Genomic DNA, 14,949 nt, shown 5'->3' on the forward strand with positions numbered 1-14,949 from the left:
ATGTTGTAGAGAAATGACCGGCCATTATGGTCTGTTACATTTAATGAGAGATTTTCCTTCCTCAGCTATCCTGTTATTGCGCAACCTGCACACGTTCCCGCCTGGAGTGTCTCTCCCGCAGTTATCACATTGGGGCGAAATGGGGTGATGGTTGAACATGCTCTGCATGAAGTGACATTCTGTTCTGCATACCGGGCTCTTTCTCGATTTTCACACTCTATATGCCTCCATGAAAAAGGGGCTGCATACAGGCAGCCCTCTTCTCCTTACACGATATATTTTTCGGCGTCGATCAGTTTCACGGATGCATCGCGTTTGAGGGCGATGACGTTGACCGGCGTGTGGCGGGTGAATTTTTTCAAGGCCGACAGCATGATGCGGAGCGTGTCCCCTGATTCCGTCGCCACCAACGTTTCTTTTGCATGCTGCTCGATTTTATTGAAAGCCTCCTGACAGAAGATCTGCGTGTAAAGATGCTTCTGCTTGGCTTTCTCCAAACCGGCCGATGCAATTGCTTTTTCGGTTCTCAGTACCACGGATTCCATTGCATATGCTTCTGAGACGATGTCGGCGATATTCACAAGGACCTCCTGCTCTTTCTCCAGGTCCTTACCGAATTTTTGTGCTGCAAGTCCCGCAAGCATCAGGCCGATCTTTTTCGCATTGCGTACAAGATACTTTTCTTGTGCAAGAGGCTCGTCGCTCACTTCTTCAGGCATAAGCATCATCAGTTCTTCCTGCAGGGCCTGTGCTTTTTGAAGGAGTGGAAGTTCACCTTTCATGGCTTTTCGCAAATAGGTGCCTGGTACAAGGAGGCGATTGATCTCGTTCGTCCCCTCGAAGATCCGGTTGATGCGGGAATCCCTGTAGAGTCGCTCGATTTCATATTCCTGCATGAACCCGTAACCACCGTGAAGCTGGACGCCTTCATCCACGATGTAGTCCAGCACTTCCGTACCGAAGAATTTATTGAGTGAGCATTCGATCGCATATTCCGCAATGGATTTGGCCACTTCAGACCCGTTTTTGACTTCTTCATCAGAGAGCTTGCTCATCCGGTCCTCGAAGAGACCGACCGTACGGTAGACGGAGCTTTCTGCGGCATATAGCTTGGATGCCATCGTTGAAAGCTTTTCTTTTGTCAGGTTGAAAGAGGAGATTGGCGTCTTGAACTGCTGACGCTGATTCGTATAGGCAACCGTTACTTCAAGCGCACGCTTGCTCGCTCCGACTGCCCCCACCCCAAGCTTATAACGGCCGATGTTGAGGATGTTGAATGCGATGATGTGCCCTTTCCCTGCCTGACCAAGAAGGTTTTCAACCGGTACTTCTGCATCTTCAAGGATCAGCGTACGGGTGGAGGAACTCTTAATTCCCATCTTCTTCTCTTCCGGCCCTGTGGATACGCCAGGGAAATCTTTCTCTACGATGAAGGCAGAGAATTGCTCCCCATCGATCTTGGCGTATACGATGAAGACATCGGCAAACGCTGAGTTTGTGATCCACTGTTTCTCTCCGTTCAATACGTAATGAGTCCCGGCTTCGTTCAGCTTGGCCGTCGTTTTGGCCCCCAGTGCATCAGATCCGGATCCAGGCTCTGTCAGGGCGTACGCTGCAAGTTTTTCTCCCGTGGAAAGAGGCGGCAGATACTTTGTTTTCTGATCTTCATTCCCGAAGAGGACGATTGGAAGAGAACCGATCCCGACGTGGGCACCGTGGGAAATCGAGAATCCTCCTGCTCTGGACATACGCTCTGCAATCAGGGCTGAACTTACTTTATCGAGGCCGAGTCCGCCATACTCCTCTGGTACATCGGCACCGAGTAGTCCCAGTTCACCCGCTTCTTTCAACAAACGCACGGAGTGATCGAACTCGTGGTTTTCAAGATTCTCGATGACAGGAACGACTTCGTTCAGTACGTAGTCCTCCGTCGTCTTGGCGATCATTTTGTGCTCATCGCTGTAGTCTTCAGGCGTGAACACCTGCTCATACGTAACATCTTCAATCAGGAAGCTTCCGCCTTTGATCAATTTATCTGTTTGATTTGCCATTTTGGTCTCCTCCAATTTCTCTGGTTTCATAGAATAGTGTGATTCTTCATTGGCTGATACGCATCAGCCGATCAGTTCAAAGACTCCCGCGGCGCCCATTCCGCCACCGATACACATCGTGACGATCCCGAACTGTTCGTTGCGTCTTTTCATCTCGTGCATCAGGGTGAGGGTCAGCTTCGATCCCGTGCATCCAAGTGGGTGCCCGAGGGCGATGGCCCCTCCGTTCACGTTCACCTTCTCTTCATCCAGACCAAGATGACGGATCACCTGGAGGGACTGGGAGGCGAATGCTTCATTCAATTCGAACAGACCGATGTCTGAGAGCTCAAGCCCAGCCATCTTGAGTGCCTTTGGAATCGCCTCAACAGGACCGATCCCCATGATTTCAGGTGGAACACCTGCAACGGCAAAGCTTCTGAATTTCACCAATTGCTGAAGTCCAAGAGAGCCTGCTTTTTCGCGATCCATGACCATGACCGCAGCTGCCCCGTCACTCGTTTGGGATGAATTCCCGGCGGTGACCGATCCCCTTACGTTGAATGCCGGACGAAGTTTTGCCAGTACGTCGGCACTCGTTCCTTCCCGAACCCCCTCATCCGTAGCGAATGAGAAGGATTTTTCCACAAGTTTGTTGGCGTCTGACACGGAGCGTCTCACGACATCGACAGGAACGATTTCGTCGTTGAATTTCCCTTCAGCGATGGCCCTGGCCGCTTTTTGGTGGCTTTTAACTGCAAAGGCGTCTTGATCTTCACGTGAAATGCCGAATTTCCTGGCCACTTCTTCGGCTGTGTGGCCCATGCTCATATAGTATTCAGGAGCCGTTTCAGCCAAGGTTGGATTCGGTCTCGCCACATGCCCCATCATCGGGACCATGCTCATGCTTTCTGCACCGCCTGCGATGGCTGTGTCTGAATGGCCAAGCATGATTTTCTCCGCCGCGTAGGCAATGGATTGTAAACCGGAAGAACAATAACGGTTGATGGTTATGGCAGGTACCGTGTCCGGGAGTCCCGCAAGACCTCCGATGTTACGGGCCATATTCAACCCCTGCTCAGCTTCGGGCATGGCACAGCCGATGATGAGATCATCGATGTTCCCTTCATATCCGCCTGCACGTTTCAACGTTTCCTTGACGACCAGTGCTCCAAGATCGTCCGGTCTCACCCCGGCAAGCGAACCTTTCCTTGATTTCCCCACCGGTGTACGAGCACCGGCGACAATGACTGCTTCACGCATGATGATTCCCCCGCTTCCTTCGATTAGTTGCGCAATGGTTTTCCTTTAACGAGCATATGCTGCATCCGCTGCTGTGATTTCGGTTCTGCTACAAGACTGAGGAACGCTTCCCGTTCAAGGTCCAGAAGGTATTGTTCATCCACTTCCGTACCGAATGGAACTTTCCCGCCTGCAATTACGTAGGCAAGCTTCTTGGCGATCTTCAGGTCGTGCTCCGAGATATACCCGGAATGAAGCATGGCCTGTGCTCCGAGCAATAATGTCCCGTAGCCTGTTTCGCCTACCACCGGCACTTTTTTGCGTTGCGGGGCACGGTACCCGGTCTGATGGAGGGCAAGGACTGCCTGCTTTGCATCATAGAGCTGGTGATCCTGATTGACACTCACTCCGTCACGCTTATTGAGGAAGTTGTTTTCCCTCGCTTCATCACCCGACGTGGACACCTTTGCCATGGCGATTGTTTCGAATACTTTATTCGCTACCTTCTGAAGGTCGAAGTCCACTCCGTTCGGAAGGTCCTGCAGGTGCTTCATATAAAGCTCCTTATTGCCTCCCCCACCAGGGATCAATCCGACTCCGGCTTCAACAAGTCCCATATACGTTTCCATGGTTGCCTGGATGCGGGCTGCCGGCAGGCAAACTTCGCTTCCACCTCCGAGAGTCATACCGAATGGTGCAGCCACAACCGGTTTGGATGAATATTTGATCTTCATCATCGCCGATTGGAAATGACGGACGACCATATCCAATTCGTACACGTCATCCTGCGCTTCCATGAGGATCATGGCGAGGTTTGCCCCGACGCAGAAGTTCTTGCCCTGGTTCCCGATCACCAAGCCTTTGTAATTCTTCTCCACTTCGTCAACAGATGAGTTGATCATCTGAAGGATGTCGAGGCCGATGGCATTGTTCTGAGAATGGAACTCTAGGAGTGCTACGCCATCGCCGATATCGATCAGGCTGGCACCCGTGTTTTTCTTGATGACTTTCCCTTGCTTCTTCAGCTGTTTCAAACTGATATGCTTGGGATTTTTCTCTTCCGCTCTGTAGCTTCCTTCGTGGTAGAAGGAGCGCTGGCCCGATTCATCTTCGCTGTAGAACGTCGTGAATCCTGCTTCAAGCATTTGGTCTACCCAAACAGGGACGTTCAGCCCTTCTTCCTTCATTAAAGAGACGGAACGCTCCACCCCGATGGCATCCCATGTTTCAAACGGTCCCTTTTCCCAGCCGAAGCCCCATTTCATCGCCTGGTCGATGGCAACGATATCGTCGGCAATTTCACCGTGGAGCTCTGCGGAATAGAGAAGGACCGGAGATAATATATTCCATAGTAAGGAACCAGCACGATCCTTGGCATAGACCAATGCTTTCATCTTATTGTTCAAGCCTTTTTCATTACGGCTCAGCTCTGTTGAGGCCGTTTTCAATTTTTTCCTCGGGCCATATTCAAGTGTTTCCGGATCAAGCTCAAGGATCTCTTTACCCTGCTTCAAGTAAAAACCCTGACCGCTCTTGCTTCCATACCACCCTTTTTCAAGCATGGTCTGGATGAAGGCCGGGATCTCGAATACGTTTTTCTCATCTCCGTCCACCTGGTCGTACACGTTTTTCGCCACATGGGCGAATGTATCGAGCCCCACAACGTCAAGGGTCCGGAATGTCGCACTCTTCGGCCGTCCGATGGCAGGACCCGTAATGGAGTCCACCTCGCCGACGCTGTATCCGCCTTTGAGCATTTCCTGTACTGTGACGAGGAGGCCGTACGTCCCGATACGGTTGGCGATGAAGTTCGGCGTATCTTTCGCAAGGACGACGCCCTTCCCAAGCACATCTTCGCCGAATTCCTTCATGAATGACAGGACCTCAGGATCGGTTTCGCCCGTCGGGATGACCTCCAGCAGCTTCAGGTAGCGGGGAGGATTGAAGAAGTGGGTGCCGAGGAAGTGCTTGCGGAAGTCCTCAGATCGCCCTTCCTTCATCGCTTCGATGGAAATACCGGACGTATTGGAGCTGATGATGCTCCCCTCTTTTCTGAACGGCTCGATCTTCTCGAACACCTGTTTTTTCACATCCAAGTTCTCAACGACCACTTCAATGATCCAATCACAGTCTTTCAATGATTCAAGATCGTCTTCCAGGTTTCCTGGAGTGATCAAGCTGAGATTCCCTTTCACCGTGAGTGGTGCCGGTTTTTGTTTCAATAGCTTCTTTAAAGCGTTTTCACTAAATTGGTTCCTAAAAGAAGGATGCTCCATTGTCCATCCTTTTGCTGCGTCTTTGTCGGAGAGGTTTTTAGGGACGATGTCGAGAAGCATGGTGGGGATCCCGATATTTGCAAGGTGTGCAGCGATGCCGGAACCCATGACACCCGATCCCAATACTGCCGCTTTCTGAATTCTACGTACCAATCTATTTTCCCCCTTTGAAGGTTTTGAATGAATACTCATTCATTTTATGTCGAAAAAAAAGACCCGAATGAGTTTCTGTTACCTATAATATAAACGAAAATCAAAACTATCGCAATATTTAAACGTTTAAAAATTCTATTTTTTGTTAACGGTACATCTCCCTCTCCGCCTGCGGGCACGCTAAGGATGGAGGTGAGAAACGTGGCCAAACATAAGAAGGATCCATCAAAAGGCGGGGTCAGCGCAGCCAGCATCAAAGGTGATGCCGGTCCTGGTACTGAACCTGGCGGCAAGCGCAATAGCCAGAACAACCAATACAAAAAACAACCGTAATGCGAGAGGCGTTTCCTAAAGGGAACGCCTGTTTACGTAAGTCTTTTGCCCATGATGAAATATTCTTCCGGCACATGGGGGTAGAATCCTTCCTTTACGACCACCCAGCCTTTTCTTTCGTAAAATCGGATCGCACCTGTATTTTCCTTCCTGACGGTCAGGAGCGCCTTCTCTTCCCTTCTTCCTTCAAGGAGGGCATCCATGAGTCTCCCTGCAATCCCCTTCCCTCTATGTTCAGGAGCCACTCCCAGCTCCACTAGTTCCATGGCATGCCTCACCCATTCTTTATCAGGCAGCAGATGCCGGGCGAGAAGATCGTGATAATATTGGCCGGCAAGTGACGTGTAACCATAAATGTATCCGATGACAGCCCCATTCTCCACCACAAGATACCCTTCATGCCCCGGGTATTTCGCATGTTTTCTGAACTGGATCTCCATCGGTATGCGTTCCACGTTAAAAAGTCTGCTGTACAACCTCACCATCCTTGGAAAATAAGGACTGCGGATCTCCATCGGTATAAACTCCATCCCACCCCTCCATTCTCTCCAACCAAAAAGACCCCATTTGAGGGGTCCTTGACATTCTTATTTCTTCATGACCCCTTTTAGAACAAACGCGACGTTTGCCGGTCTTTCAGCGAGCCTCCTCATGAAGTATCCATACCAGTCGGTACCATACGGAACATAGACCCGCATTTTGTATCCTTCCTTCACGAGTTCATGCTGACGCTCCACCCTGATCCCGAACAGCATCTGGAATTCGAATTGATCATAAGGGATGTTATATTCTTCAACGAGCTGTTTCGTGTATTCGATCATGGCATCGTCATGAGTCGCGATGGCGGTATAATTTCCGTTAAGGAGGTGGGTCTTGATGATGCGCTTGAAGCTCTCATCTACGTCCTTTTTATCCGGAAATGCCACTTCAGGGGATTCTTTGTATGCCCCCTTCACCAATCGCAGATTGGGTGAATAGTGATTAAGATCGTCGATATCCTTTTCCGTTCTATATAGATAGGCTTGAATGACCGTACCGATGTTGTCATATTCGGATTTGAGCCTCTTGAAAATATCGATGGTCTGGCCGCATCGTCCGTAATCCTCCATGTCGATGGTGACGAATACATTTTGTCTTGTGGCCTCATCGAGGATCATCCTCATGTTCTTCATGACCACTTCTTCTGAGATATCCAGCCCCATGGACGTCATCTTCAAGGACAACTGGGAGTTCAGATGTTCTTTCCCGATGGCGCGGATCGCCTCTACGCACTCCTTCGCCATGGCATTCGCCTCTTCTTCGTTATCCACAAATTCACCAAGGTAATCGATGGTGACGGCAAGATTCTGTTTGTTGAGCTCCCGTATGACCTCTGTTGCCTGGACGATCGATGATCCTGCCACGAAACGTGCGGCACCGAATCGCAAACCATACTTTTTGGCGAGCTTCGTCATTGATTTATTTTTTGAAAGGAATAGAAAGAAATTACGCATTGCCTGTTCCATGTTGTTATGCCCCCTGTAGAACAATTATCTTTATCCGGAAAACGTTTTCTTTAATGCCAAAAAATAAAATGTTCAAACAATTATCATATTTACCAACATTCTATCACCTTTTGTCGATTTTGAATATAGCCTTTGATTACTTTATCAGGAGAACGTTCAAGCTGAATACTTGATGGGTATGGAGGCACAATAAGACCTGTTCGCCCATTAAGTAAAGGAGGAACCCATTTTGGAACAACCAATGAATATTTCCCAAGGCAACGTCTATCAACAACCGCCGCAAGTGATCACAACAAAGGATTCCCTTTATATAAACGATATGCTGGCGTGGAACCTCAATGCCATGAAAAAATGCCATTTTGCCGCTGCCCACACACAGGATCCATCCATCCGCTCCCTGCTGGATCGATGCGGTCAAATGCATCAGCGTCATTACGAACAATTGATGAATCATCTTCAGAAGCATACGATGCAACAATAAGGAGGAATTTACATGGATCAATCCAAGATTCAAAACCCCAAGACCCAAGTACCTGATACCCCTCAGATGAATGATCGGGATTTCATGACCGACATCTTGACACTGGAGAAGCATATGACCGCTTCCTATGGGACCGCGTTGAATGAAGCGAGCCACGATGGATTGTACCAGGATATCCTCTCCGTGTTCACGGAAACCCAGAACGCCCAACGGGACATCTACAACGAAATGTTCCGAAAAGGCTGGTATTCACTGGAAGCTGCGGATAACCAAACGCTGCAGCAGTCCCTCAAGCAACACCAGCAGACCGCAGCTCAGTTCCCTTATAAGGAGAACGGACCCATTCAATAACGATACAGCAGACAGGCGAACATTCCTGTCTGCTTTTTTTCTGCTCCTGACCGTCCGGCATGGTATGATTATCAAAAAGGTGAAAGGAGAGGAAAGAATGGGTACGATTACAATTTCAAGAGAATCACAATTCATGAACAAAATGCGCAGTTATGATATCTACGTGGATGGGGAAAAAATAGGTGAAATTAAAAATGGAGGCACTGAAGAGATACCCGTTCCTCCAGGAGAACACGTCATACAGCTGCAGATCGACTGGTGCAAAAGCAAAGAAATCCCCTTCCGTCTATCAGAAGGCGAAAAGCAATCCTTCCAGTGTGGAAGCAGGCTGAAGGGATGGAAAGTATTGAAGGCCTCTTCAAGCATGGATAAAGAGGATGTTTTTGTCTATCTGGATCAATTGTAAGGACTGGGGCGTTTCTATTCTTACAGAGAATCCCTCTTTATGAACCCTAGCAGAAGGCATCGTTCATCGGTGAGTGCTATCAGATAGGAAGCTTGAAAAGGGATGGGACAGGAGTCCGTTCCGTTCCGCTGCGGCCACCCGCTTACCATGGGTGTGCGGTCCAGCTGAGTCGGGTAACCTCCGCTGCACTGCACTCTCTGCATCTGGAGGGGTGATCGCTTTCTGGCAATCCACCTTTTCACACATACACCACCCATTACCATCACAGAGTGGACATCGTTCACTCCTACTTTTTTTGCATTCTCCTGAGGAAAAATGGCCAATTCACTTAGGACTCGCTCGGACAATTACTTCTGCACACTCACTACCCACGCCCTTTTATCAGGGCGTTTTTTTCATAGAGGGGAATCGCCGATCGGTAAGGGGCGATACTCGGAAATCTACTCTTCTAAATTCCACAGAAATAGTCCGAACACTTCTCTATCATTTTCATACACTATTACTAGAAACGGAGGTGATGACATGGCAAGAAACCGAAGACATCAAAGAGGGGAAGGTCCTCCTGCTTCTTCAGATCATGACGAAACGTGCATGGTTCACAAGGAGTGTATGGACAGGGCATTCCGTCTTCCTGTTTTCTTAAGTACTACCAACACCCTCAATCCCCGTCAGCAGCGCTTCCTTAATCGGCTGATCGCCGAGATGGAAGAAGCCCTTCTCTTTCCACGAACCGGCCCTATTACCGAAAACTACCCTGAAACCATATTAACCAACGTCCGAAGACTGGTTTCATCAAGCTACGGCATGCTGGCAATGAACTTCCGCCGCTTTCTAGTAGAAGTGGTGGATACCAACGTAGGAGGGACACCTTCTCCTGAACCATTTTGGCAGGGATCCAGCTTTGCTCAGATCGAGCCCGCGATGGCCTTCCAGCGAGGCATCCCGATCCTTCTGGTCAGGGAGAAAGGAACAGATTTGACGAACGGTCTATGGCTAGGAGGAATCCCACCACTCAACACGTTGATCGAATGGGATTCAGAGAACCAAACCGTGGATGAATTCTTCGAGAGCGTATCTTGGAGAGAGGTCTTTGCCTTCTGGACGGCGGAGGTCAGGACCACTTATTACAATCTGACTGAACCGGATGTACAATACAGGTGCTGATTCATGCGCACCGATAAAAGCCCATCCCGGCGAGTGGCACCACTCACTGGGACGGGCTTTTATTGTAATTCATTTGTAGGAAGGCGTTTATCTGCATCCCTCACTAAATCACTCATCAGAAAGAGCCCTCAATCTTAGTTTTCATCAACGGCACGCTGAATGGCATTGAAAGGATTCTTGTCTTCTGAATCAATGGTATAGACTGTTTTTCCATCCTGCCACTTCACTTCCGTACCGGGATGCTCCTTGAATCCATTGATGGTGATGATTCCCCGGTCATGCGGTGCAGGAAGAGTATGTTCTTCCAGGTATGCTACGACTTCCTTGGCCATATCAAGGCCTCCGTCATAGCCGTCAATGGCATATTGTTCGTCAGTGGGAAAATCGACCCTGATCAGCCAATTCCCCTCATTCCACGAGACATATTCATGCCCTGCCGCCCCTTCTTGAAGCGCTTTGAGACCGTGCCCCAAATCGGCATTGGTCTGTTCCACTGTCGAATAATTCTTGATAGATCCCGCTGCTTTTTCAGCCGTTTCAAACTTCTCTTCTTCAACCTTCAGCTGATTTTCCTCGGGTTGTTCTCCTGACGTCTGCTCATCCTTCTCTTCACTACTATCATCCATTTCATCTTTGTCGGATTCGGAAGTCCCTTGAGCCTCTTCCATTTCATCAGACTTCACGTCATCGGACTGGTCGGTTTGTTCCTGGGAGGCAGCCTTTTGATCCCCGTCAGCAGAAGCACTACTTTCCTGGCTGCACGCTGACAAAGCAAGGAATCCTGCCAAGAAAAACGCCGCTCCGGCATAATATCCTTTCATAGATTGGCACCACCTTTTCGTTGAATATATAGATTGTTTTCCCTTCTCCCTCCCTATAAAACATGGAGCCATACACAGATACAAAAAGAGCCACCCGAAACGGTCCGCATTCTGCGCCCCGTTTGGGAATGGCTCTTATGAATCATCCTGGCCTTTCGTTTGCTCGCGGTGGATCCTGTTCCACTCCTTGATCTGCTCCACCATCTCTTTCATATCCGCTTTTCCTTCTGGATATAGGGAGTTCCAATGCTTGACGAGGGCAGGCATATTTTTGGCAATGAAGGAATACAGCGCATAGCGGGTGACCATCTCTTTCTTTTCAGATGTGCTCTCACCAAGGAGCAGCTCCGTGTATTTCTCAATCAAGGCATCAAACTGATCGTCAAATTCACTCATGGTTCAACTCTCCTTTCTGTTCCCGTCATGAAGGGGACAGGTTATACATTTACCGGCGACTCCTCCGACCCGGTATGAAAAGCAACACGTCTTTCTCACTCTCACCAATTCCCCATCGACTGGAGATTTCTCTCCAAAAAAGCGGTTGAGGGGATTTTTCCTGCAGGTCCCGAACCAGTGGGCATGTTCTTCAGACAGAAGCATCCGGAAGTCCTCATCCCTGTCAGCTCCATTCCTTTCACCGGTAAAAAAATCGTCCGTCTCATAGATCCAATAGATATAGACTGCGACATTTTCCCAAAGAATCATCTCTGGCACGTTGAATGAAGATTTCGCGGCCTTGATCACTGGAACAATCGTTTCGTTAAAGAGGGCTTGAGTATATGTCCTTTTCTCTTCTGTAGAATGGAACGTTTCCATATCTGCGTTTTTCAAATGCACATGGGGGAGCCACAGTCCACTTTTCATGTGATCGACTAGAACCATGTTCTTGGGGTTCACGTCCACCTTACGATTCCAGCAGGTCATTGCCATGAGCGCCATGGCAGCGGTGAAAGCGTATCGTTTCATAAAGATTGATGAGGCTGCCGTACGGTCTTCCGTCCCGATTAAATGGAGCCTGTTTGAGATGTACACGTCCAATTCGGCAGGATCGAGTAAAGATGCCACATCGGTACCGTCTTCACCATCGTGCACCGTGAAACGATATTTCTCCAGTATGCGCCATTGGTCCCTGCTCAGACCGGCTACCGTCATCCCGTGACACCGACAGGTTTGAGGATGCAGCGCCCTTTCCCGAACGGAATGCAGAGCGGAGTGCCGAATAATGGATCACTTGAAACCTGACAGTCCATGCCGAATACATTCTTCACCAATTCACAGCTGATGACATCCTCCGGCTTACCTTGTGCATAGACTTCCCGGTCACGAATGGCCACGATATTGTGAGCATATCGACATGCAAGGTTGATGTCATGAAGGACCATGACGATCGTGCGGCCCTCCCTTTCATTCAACTCAAACAGGAGATCGAGGATTTCGATCTGGTGGGTCATGTCGAGATAGGTCGTCGGCTCATCCAGGAGGATGATATCCGTATCTTGTGCGAGGGTCAGGGCAATCCATGCACGCTGACGCTGACCGCCGGATAGTTCATCCACTTTACGATCGCGGAATTCCTCCATTCCCGTTGCACGAAGCGCATCTTCAACGATTTCTTCATCCTTTCGGGACCACTGCTTGAGCCATGACTGGTGGGGATACCTTCCCTGCTTCACAAGTTGAAGGACTGTCAATCCTTCAGGTGATACCGGAGTTTGCGGGAGAATGGCCATTTTCCGGGCAACTTCCTTCGTCGACAAACGGGAAATGGATTCACCATCAAGAAGGACGGACCCCTCCTTCGGTTTCAATAAGCGGGCGATAGAGCGCAGCAGCGTCGATTTCCCACAGCCATTCCCTCCGATGAAAACCGTGATTTCACCCTTGGGGATGTCGAGGTCCATCTGATCGATGATCGTTCTTTCTCCATATGCCAATGTCAGATCCTTCGTTTGAAGACACTTGCTCATTCTGGCCAACTCCTTTAAGAATGTCTGGTTTTGAATAATAGATAGATGAAGTAAGGGGCTCCGATCGCGGCGGTGAACACGCCAGCCGGTACTTCCAGGGGAAGGAACAGTGTCCTTCCGATCAGGTCTGCGAGCATCACAAGCAGTCCGCCGATCAGTGCCGCCACGGGAAGCAGTGCCCCGAATGACGAGCCCACGAGTCGCCGCGCCATATGGGGGGCCATCAATCCGACGAACCCGATCCCACCTGCGAAAGCGACCGCTCCCCCGACCAATGCCGTGGACATGAGGAGCAGGATGAATCTTTGTCGCTGGACGTTGGCACCTGCACTTGTCGCCACTTCCTCACCAAGCTCCTGAATGTTCAGCTGACGGGTGATCATGAAGCTCAGGAAGATGAAGATGATGCTCCACGGAAGCAGGATCCATACGTCCTGCCAGTCTGATCCATTCACCGTGCCGGTGATCCATATGTTTGCCTGACTTGCCCGGTAGATCGGACCCATGATCATCAAAAGCGTCGTGCATGCCTGGGTAAGGGCAGAGATCCCGATTCCGATGAGGACGAGCCTTACGGGGGAAACACCCTTCTTCCACGCCAGGAAATAGACGAGGAAAGCGATGATCGCCGCACCGATGAAAGCTGCCACCGGGAGCCATTTGATGCTGACCATCAATGTATTATCCTTGTTGCTGAAAATCGTCAGAAAAGCGACGACGGCTGCCCCTGCACCACCTGTCACCCCGATGATATCCGGGGAAGCAAGGGGGTTGCGGATCATGCCCTGAAGGATCCCACCTGCAACGGCAAGGGCCATCCCTGCCAGAAGCGCGATGAGGATCCTTGGAAGCCTGAAGGATGTGACCACTAGCTGATCGATGCTCGAACCGCCCCCGAAGAAGACGGATACCACCTTCCACGGCGCAATCTGCATATCACCGATGCCGGTGCTGATGATCACGGCAAGCATTGTGAGTACCATCAGCAGAACGATTTTCTTTAAAGCTGATGTATCCATAAGAACGGATACCCGTTCTTTCAACCATCTTTTCCCTGTAAAACGACTCATTGCTCAGTACCCCCTCCTGGCCACATACACGAAGAATGGTGCCCCGATGACAGCCGTCATCACGCCGACAGGCACTTCCTGCGGCATGATGATATAGCGGGCCCCGATATCTGCTGCCAATAGAAGGATGGCACCAAGCAGGCCGGAATACGGGATGAGCCAGCGGTGATCCACTCCGATCATCTTCCGGGCGATGTGGGGGATCACGATCCCGATGAAGCCGATCGGCCCTGCCACCGCCACGGATCCTCCTGCCAAAAGGACCACTGCAACGAGGGAGATCACCTTCAGGATATTCGTCTTGACGCCCAGTCCTTTGGCGACGTCTTCCCCCATGGCAAGTATATTCATCTTACCGGCTATCATGAGGGCAAGGATCCACCCTGCGAGGATATAAGGAAACACCCCTGCAAGGATTTCAAGGCTCCTTCCCTGGACCGAACCGGCCAACCAGAACAACACCTGTTCGAGTGCCGCTTCGTTCAGAACAAGAAGTCCCTGGGTGAAGGATGAAAACATAGCGGTGATGGCTGCGCCGGCAAGCGTCAGCTTCATGGGCGTCAATCCGTTGGAACCCGATGCGCCACCGATGATGAAGACTCCGACAGCAGCGATGGCCGCACCGAGGAATGAGAGCCATGCGAAGGATTGAAGGCTTGTGACGCCGAAAAGGGTCACGGCCATGACGACCATGAATCCTCCTCCCGCATTGATCCCGAAGATTCCGGGTGAAGCAAGGGGATTCTTCGTCAAGGTTTGCATAAGCACCCCTGAAATGGCCAGGGAAGCCCCGACTGCCGCAGCAATGAGCGCACGGGGAAGCCGGATATTTTGGATCACCAGGTGTTCAGTCGAGCCATCTGGTTCCATAAATGTATCGAACGCTGCCTTCCAGGACGTATCCGTGTATCCATACACGATGCTCAGTGCAATGAATGCGATCAGCACTACGACCGTCCCTGCGAATAGAAGCAGCTGATTCTTCGGTTTCATCATCTGTTTCCCTTTCCATTAACCAGGATCCGGACGCAGACCCGAGACCGATCTTTACGCCCGCCCGTTCTCTTTTTATCTCTATCTATTTTAAAGAAGTTTGAAGGTTGCGTCAATGACTTTGAAAATCATTATCAATTAAGGATTGACAATGAAA

Annotated in this window: 17 protein-coding genes; 6 read left to right on the top strand and 11 right to left on the bottom strand. The window is 50.1% G+C overall.

What is annotated here, in order from left to right:
* Window positions 1-266 precede the first annotated feature (266 nt).
* The 3 genes from D5E69_RS17805 to D5E69_RS17815 all read right to left on the bottom strand — a co-directional run bounded on the left by D5E69_RS17805 (window position 267) and on the right by D5E69_RS17815 (window position 5,701).
* On the bottom strand, window positions 267-2,051 hold the full coding sequence (locus tag D5E69_RS17805; protein ID WP_048007065.1) for an acyl-CoA dehydrogenase FadE: 1,785 nt from the start codon (window positions 2,049-2,051) through the stop codon (window positions 267-269).
* Between the two features lie 63 nt (window positions 2,052-2,114).
* Window positions 2,115-3,293 carry an acetyl-CoA C-acetyltransferase gene (locus D5E69_RS17810; RefSeq protein WP_048007066.1) on the bottom strand — a complete coding sequence of 393 codons (1,179 nt, stop codon included), beginning with the start codon at window positions 3,291-3,293 and terminating at the stop codon, window positions 2,115-2,117.
* Between the two features lie 23 nt (window positions 3,294-3,316).
* Window positions 3,317-5,701, bottom strand: a complete 2,385-nt coding sequence (locus D5E69_RS17815) for a 3-hydroxyacyl-CoA dehydrogenase/enoyl-CoA hydratase family protein (RefSeq protein ID WP_283957836.1) — start codon at window positions 5,699-5,701, stop codon at window positions 3,317-3,319.
* Window positions 5,702-5,902: 201 nt separating this feature from the next.
* Between D5E69_RS17815 and D5E69_RS17820 the strand changes: the two genes are divergently transcribed.
* Complete coding sequence (locus tag D5E69_RS17820) at window positions 5,903-6,034, top strand: YuzL family protein (protein ID WP_082139392.1); 132 nt, start codon at window positions 5,903-5,905, stop codon at window positions 6,032-6,034.
* Between the two features lie 32 nt (window positions 6,035-6,066).
* On the opposite strand, the gene D5E69_RS17825 is transcribed toward D5E69_RS17820, so the two are convergent.
* Complete coding sequence (locus tag D5E69_RS17825) at window positions 6,067-6,564, bottom strand: GNAT family N-acetyltransferase (RefSeq protein ID WP_048013294.1); 498 nt, start codon at window positions 6,562-6,564, stop codon at window positions 6,067-6,069.
* A 57-nt stretch (window positions 6,565-6,621) separates the two neighbouring features.
* Window positions 6,622-7,539, bottom strand: coding sequence for a proline dehydrogenase family protein (locus D5E69_RS17830; RefSeq protein WP_048007069.1), 918 nt, complete (start codon window positions 7,537-7,539; stop codon window positions 6,622-6,624).
* A gap of 229 nt (window positions 7,540-7,768) precedes the next feature.
* On the opposite strand from D5E69_RS17830, the gene D5E69_RS17835 reads away from it, so the two are divergent.
* The 5 genes from D5E69_RS17835 to D5E69_RS17850 all read left to right on the top strand — a co-directional run bounded on the left by D5E69_RS17835 (window position 7,769) and on the right by D5E69_RS17850 (window position 9,941).
* Window positions 7,769-8,020 carry a ferritin family protein gene (locus D5E69_RS17835; protein ID WP_048007070.1) on the top strand — a complete coding sequence of 84 codons (252 nt, stop codon included), beginning with the start codon at window positions 7,769-7,771 and terminating at the stop codon, window positions 8,018-8,020.
* Between the two features lie 12 nt (window positions 8,021-8,032).
* A complete protein-coding gene (locus D5E69_RS17840; protein WP_048013295.1) occupies window positions 8,033-8,371 on the top strand; it encodes a spore coat protein in 339 nt (112 codons plus the stop codon).
* 97 nt (window positions 8,372-8,468) lie between these two features.
* Window positions 8,469-8,777, top strand: a complete 309-nt coding sequence (locus D5E69_RS17845) for a hypothetical protein (RefSeq protein WP_048013296.1) — start codon at window positions 8,469-8,471, stop codon at window positions 8,775-8,777.
* Window positions 8,778-9,294: 517 nt separating this feature from the next.
* Window positions 9,295-9,420, top strand: a complete 126-nt coding sequence (locus D5E69_RS23900; RefSeq protein ID WP_262370562.1) for a hypothetical protein — start codon at window positions 9,295-9,297, stop codon at window positions 9,418-9,420.
* Window positions 9,387-9,941: a hypothetical protein gene (locus D5E69_RS17850; protein WP_249931510.1), complete on the top strand. Its 555-nt coding sequence runs from the start codon at window positions 9,387-9,389 to the stop codon at window positions 9,939-9,941. The genes D5E69_RS23900 and D5E69_RS17850 overlap by 34 nt, the downstream gene beginning before the upstream one ends.
* A 134-nt stretch (window positions 9,942-10,075) precedes the next feature.
* Here D5E69_RS17850 and D5E69_RS17855 read toward each other — a convergent pair whose 3' ends face one another.
* The 6 genes from D5E69_RS17855 to D5E69_RS17880 form a co-directional block, all read right to left on the bottom strand.
* The gene (locus D5E69_RS17855) at window positions 10,076-10,762 is read right to left on the bottom strand and encodes a hypothetical protein (RefSeq protein ID WP_063190423.1); all 687 of its coding nucleotides are present in this window, start codon (window positions 10,760-10,762) and stop codon (window positions 10,076-10,078) included.
* 135 nt (window positions 10,763-10,897) lie between these two features.
* Window positions 10,898-11,158, bottom strand: a complete 261-nt coding sequence (locus tag D5E69_RS17860; protein WP_048007073.1) for a DUF2573 family protein — start codon at window positions 11,156-11,158, stop codon at window positions 10,898-10,900.
* Between the two features lie 3 nt (window positions 11,159-11,161).
* Window positions 11,162-11,914, bottom strand: coding sequence for a siderophore-iron reductase FhuF (gene fhuF, locus D5E69_RS17865; RefSeq protein ID WP_063190424.1), 753 nt, complete (start codon window positions 11,912-11,914; stop codon window positions 11,162-11,164).
* Window positions 11,911-12,729, bottom strand: a complete 819-nt coding sequence (locus D5E69_RS17870; RefSeq protein ID WP_048013298.1) for an ABC transporter ATP-binding protein — start codon at window positions 12,727-12,729, stop codon at window positions 11,911-11,913. The genes fhuF and D5E69_RS17870 overlap by 4 nt, the downstream gene beginning before the upstream one ends.
* A 14-nt stretch (window positions 12,730-12,743) precedes the next feature.
* The gene (locus D5E69_RS17875) at window positions 12,744-13,799 is read right to left on the bottom strand and encodes a FecCD family ABC transporter permease (protein ID WP_063190425.1); all 1,056 of its coding nucleotides are present in this window, start codon (window positions 13,797-13,799) and stop codon (window positions 12,744-12,746) included.
* Window positions 13,800-13,802: 3 nt separating this feature from the next.
* Window positions 13,803-14,792: a FecCD family ABC transporter permease gene (locus D5E69_RS17880; RefSeq protein WP_375540493.1), complete on the bottom strand. Its 990-nt coding sequence runs from the start codon at window positions 14,790-14,792 to the stop codon at window positions 13,803-13,805.
* Window positions 14,793-14,949 lie beyond the last annotated feature (157 nt).

Source organism: Rossellomorea marisflavi, from assembly GCF_009806575.1.
GTDB lineage: Bacteria > Bacillota > Bacilli > Bacillales > Bacillaceae_B > Rossellomorea > Rossellomorea marisflavi_A.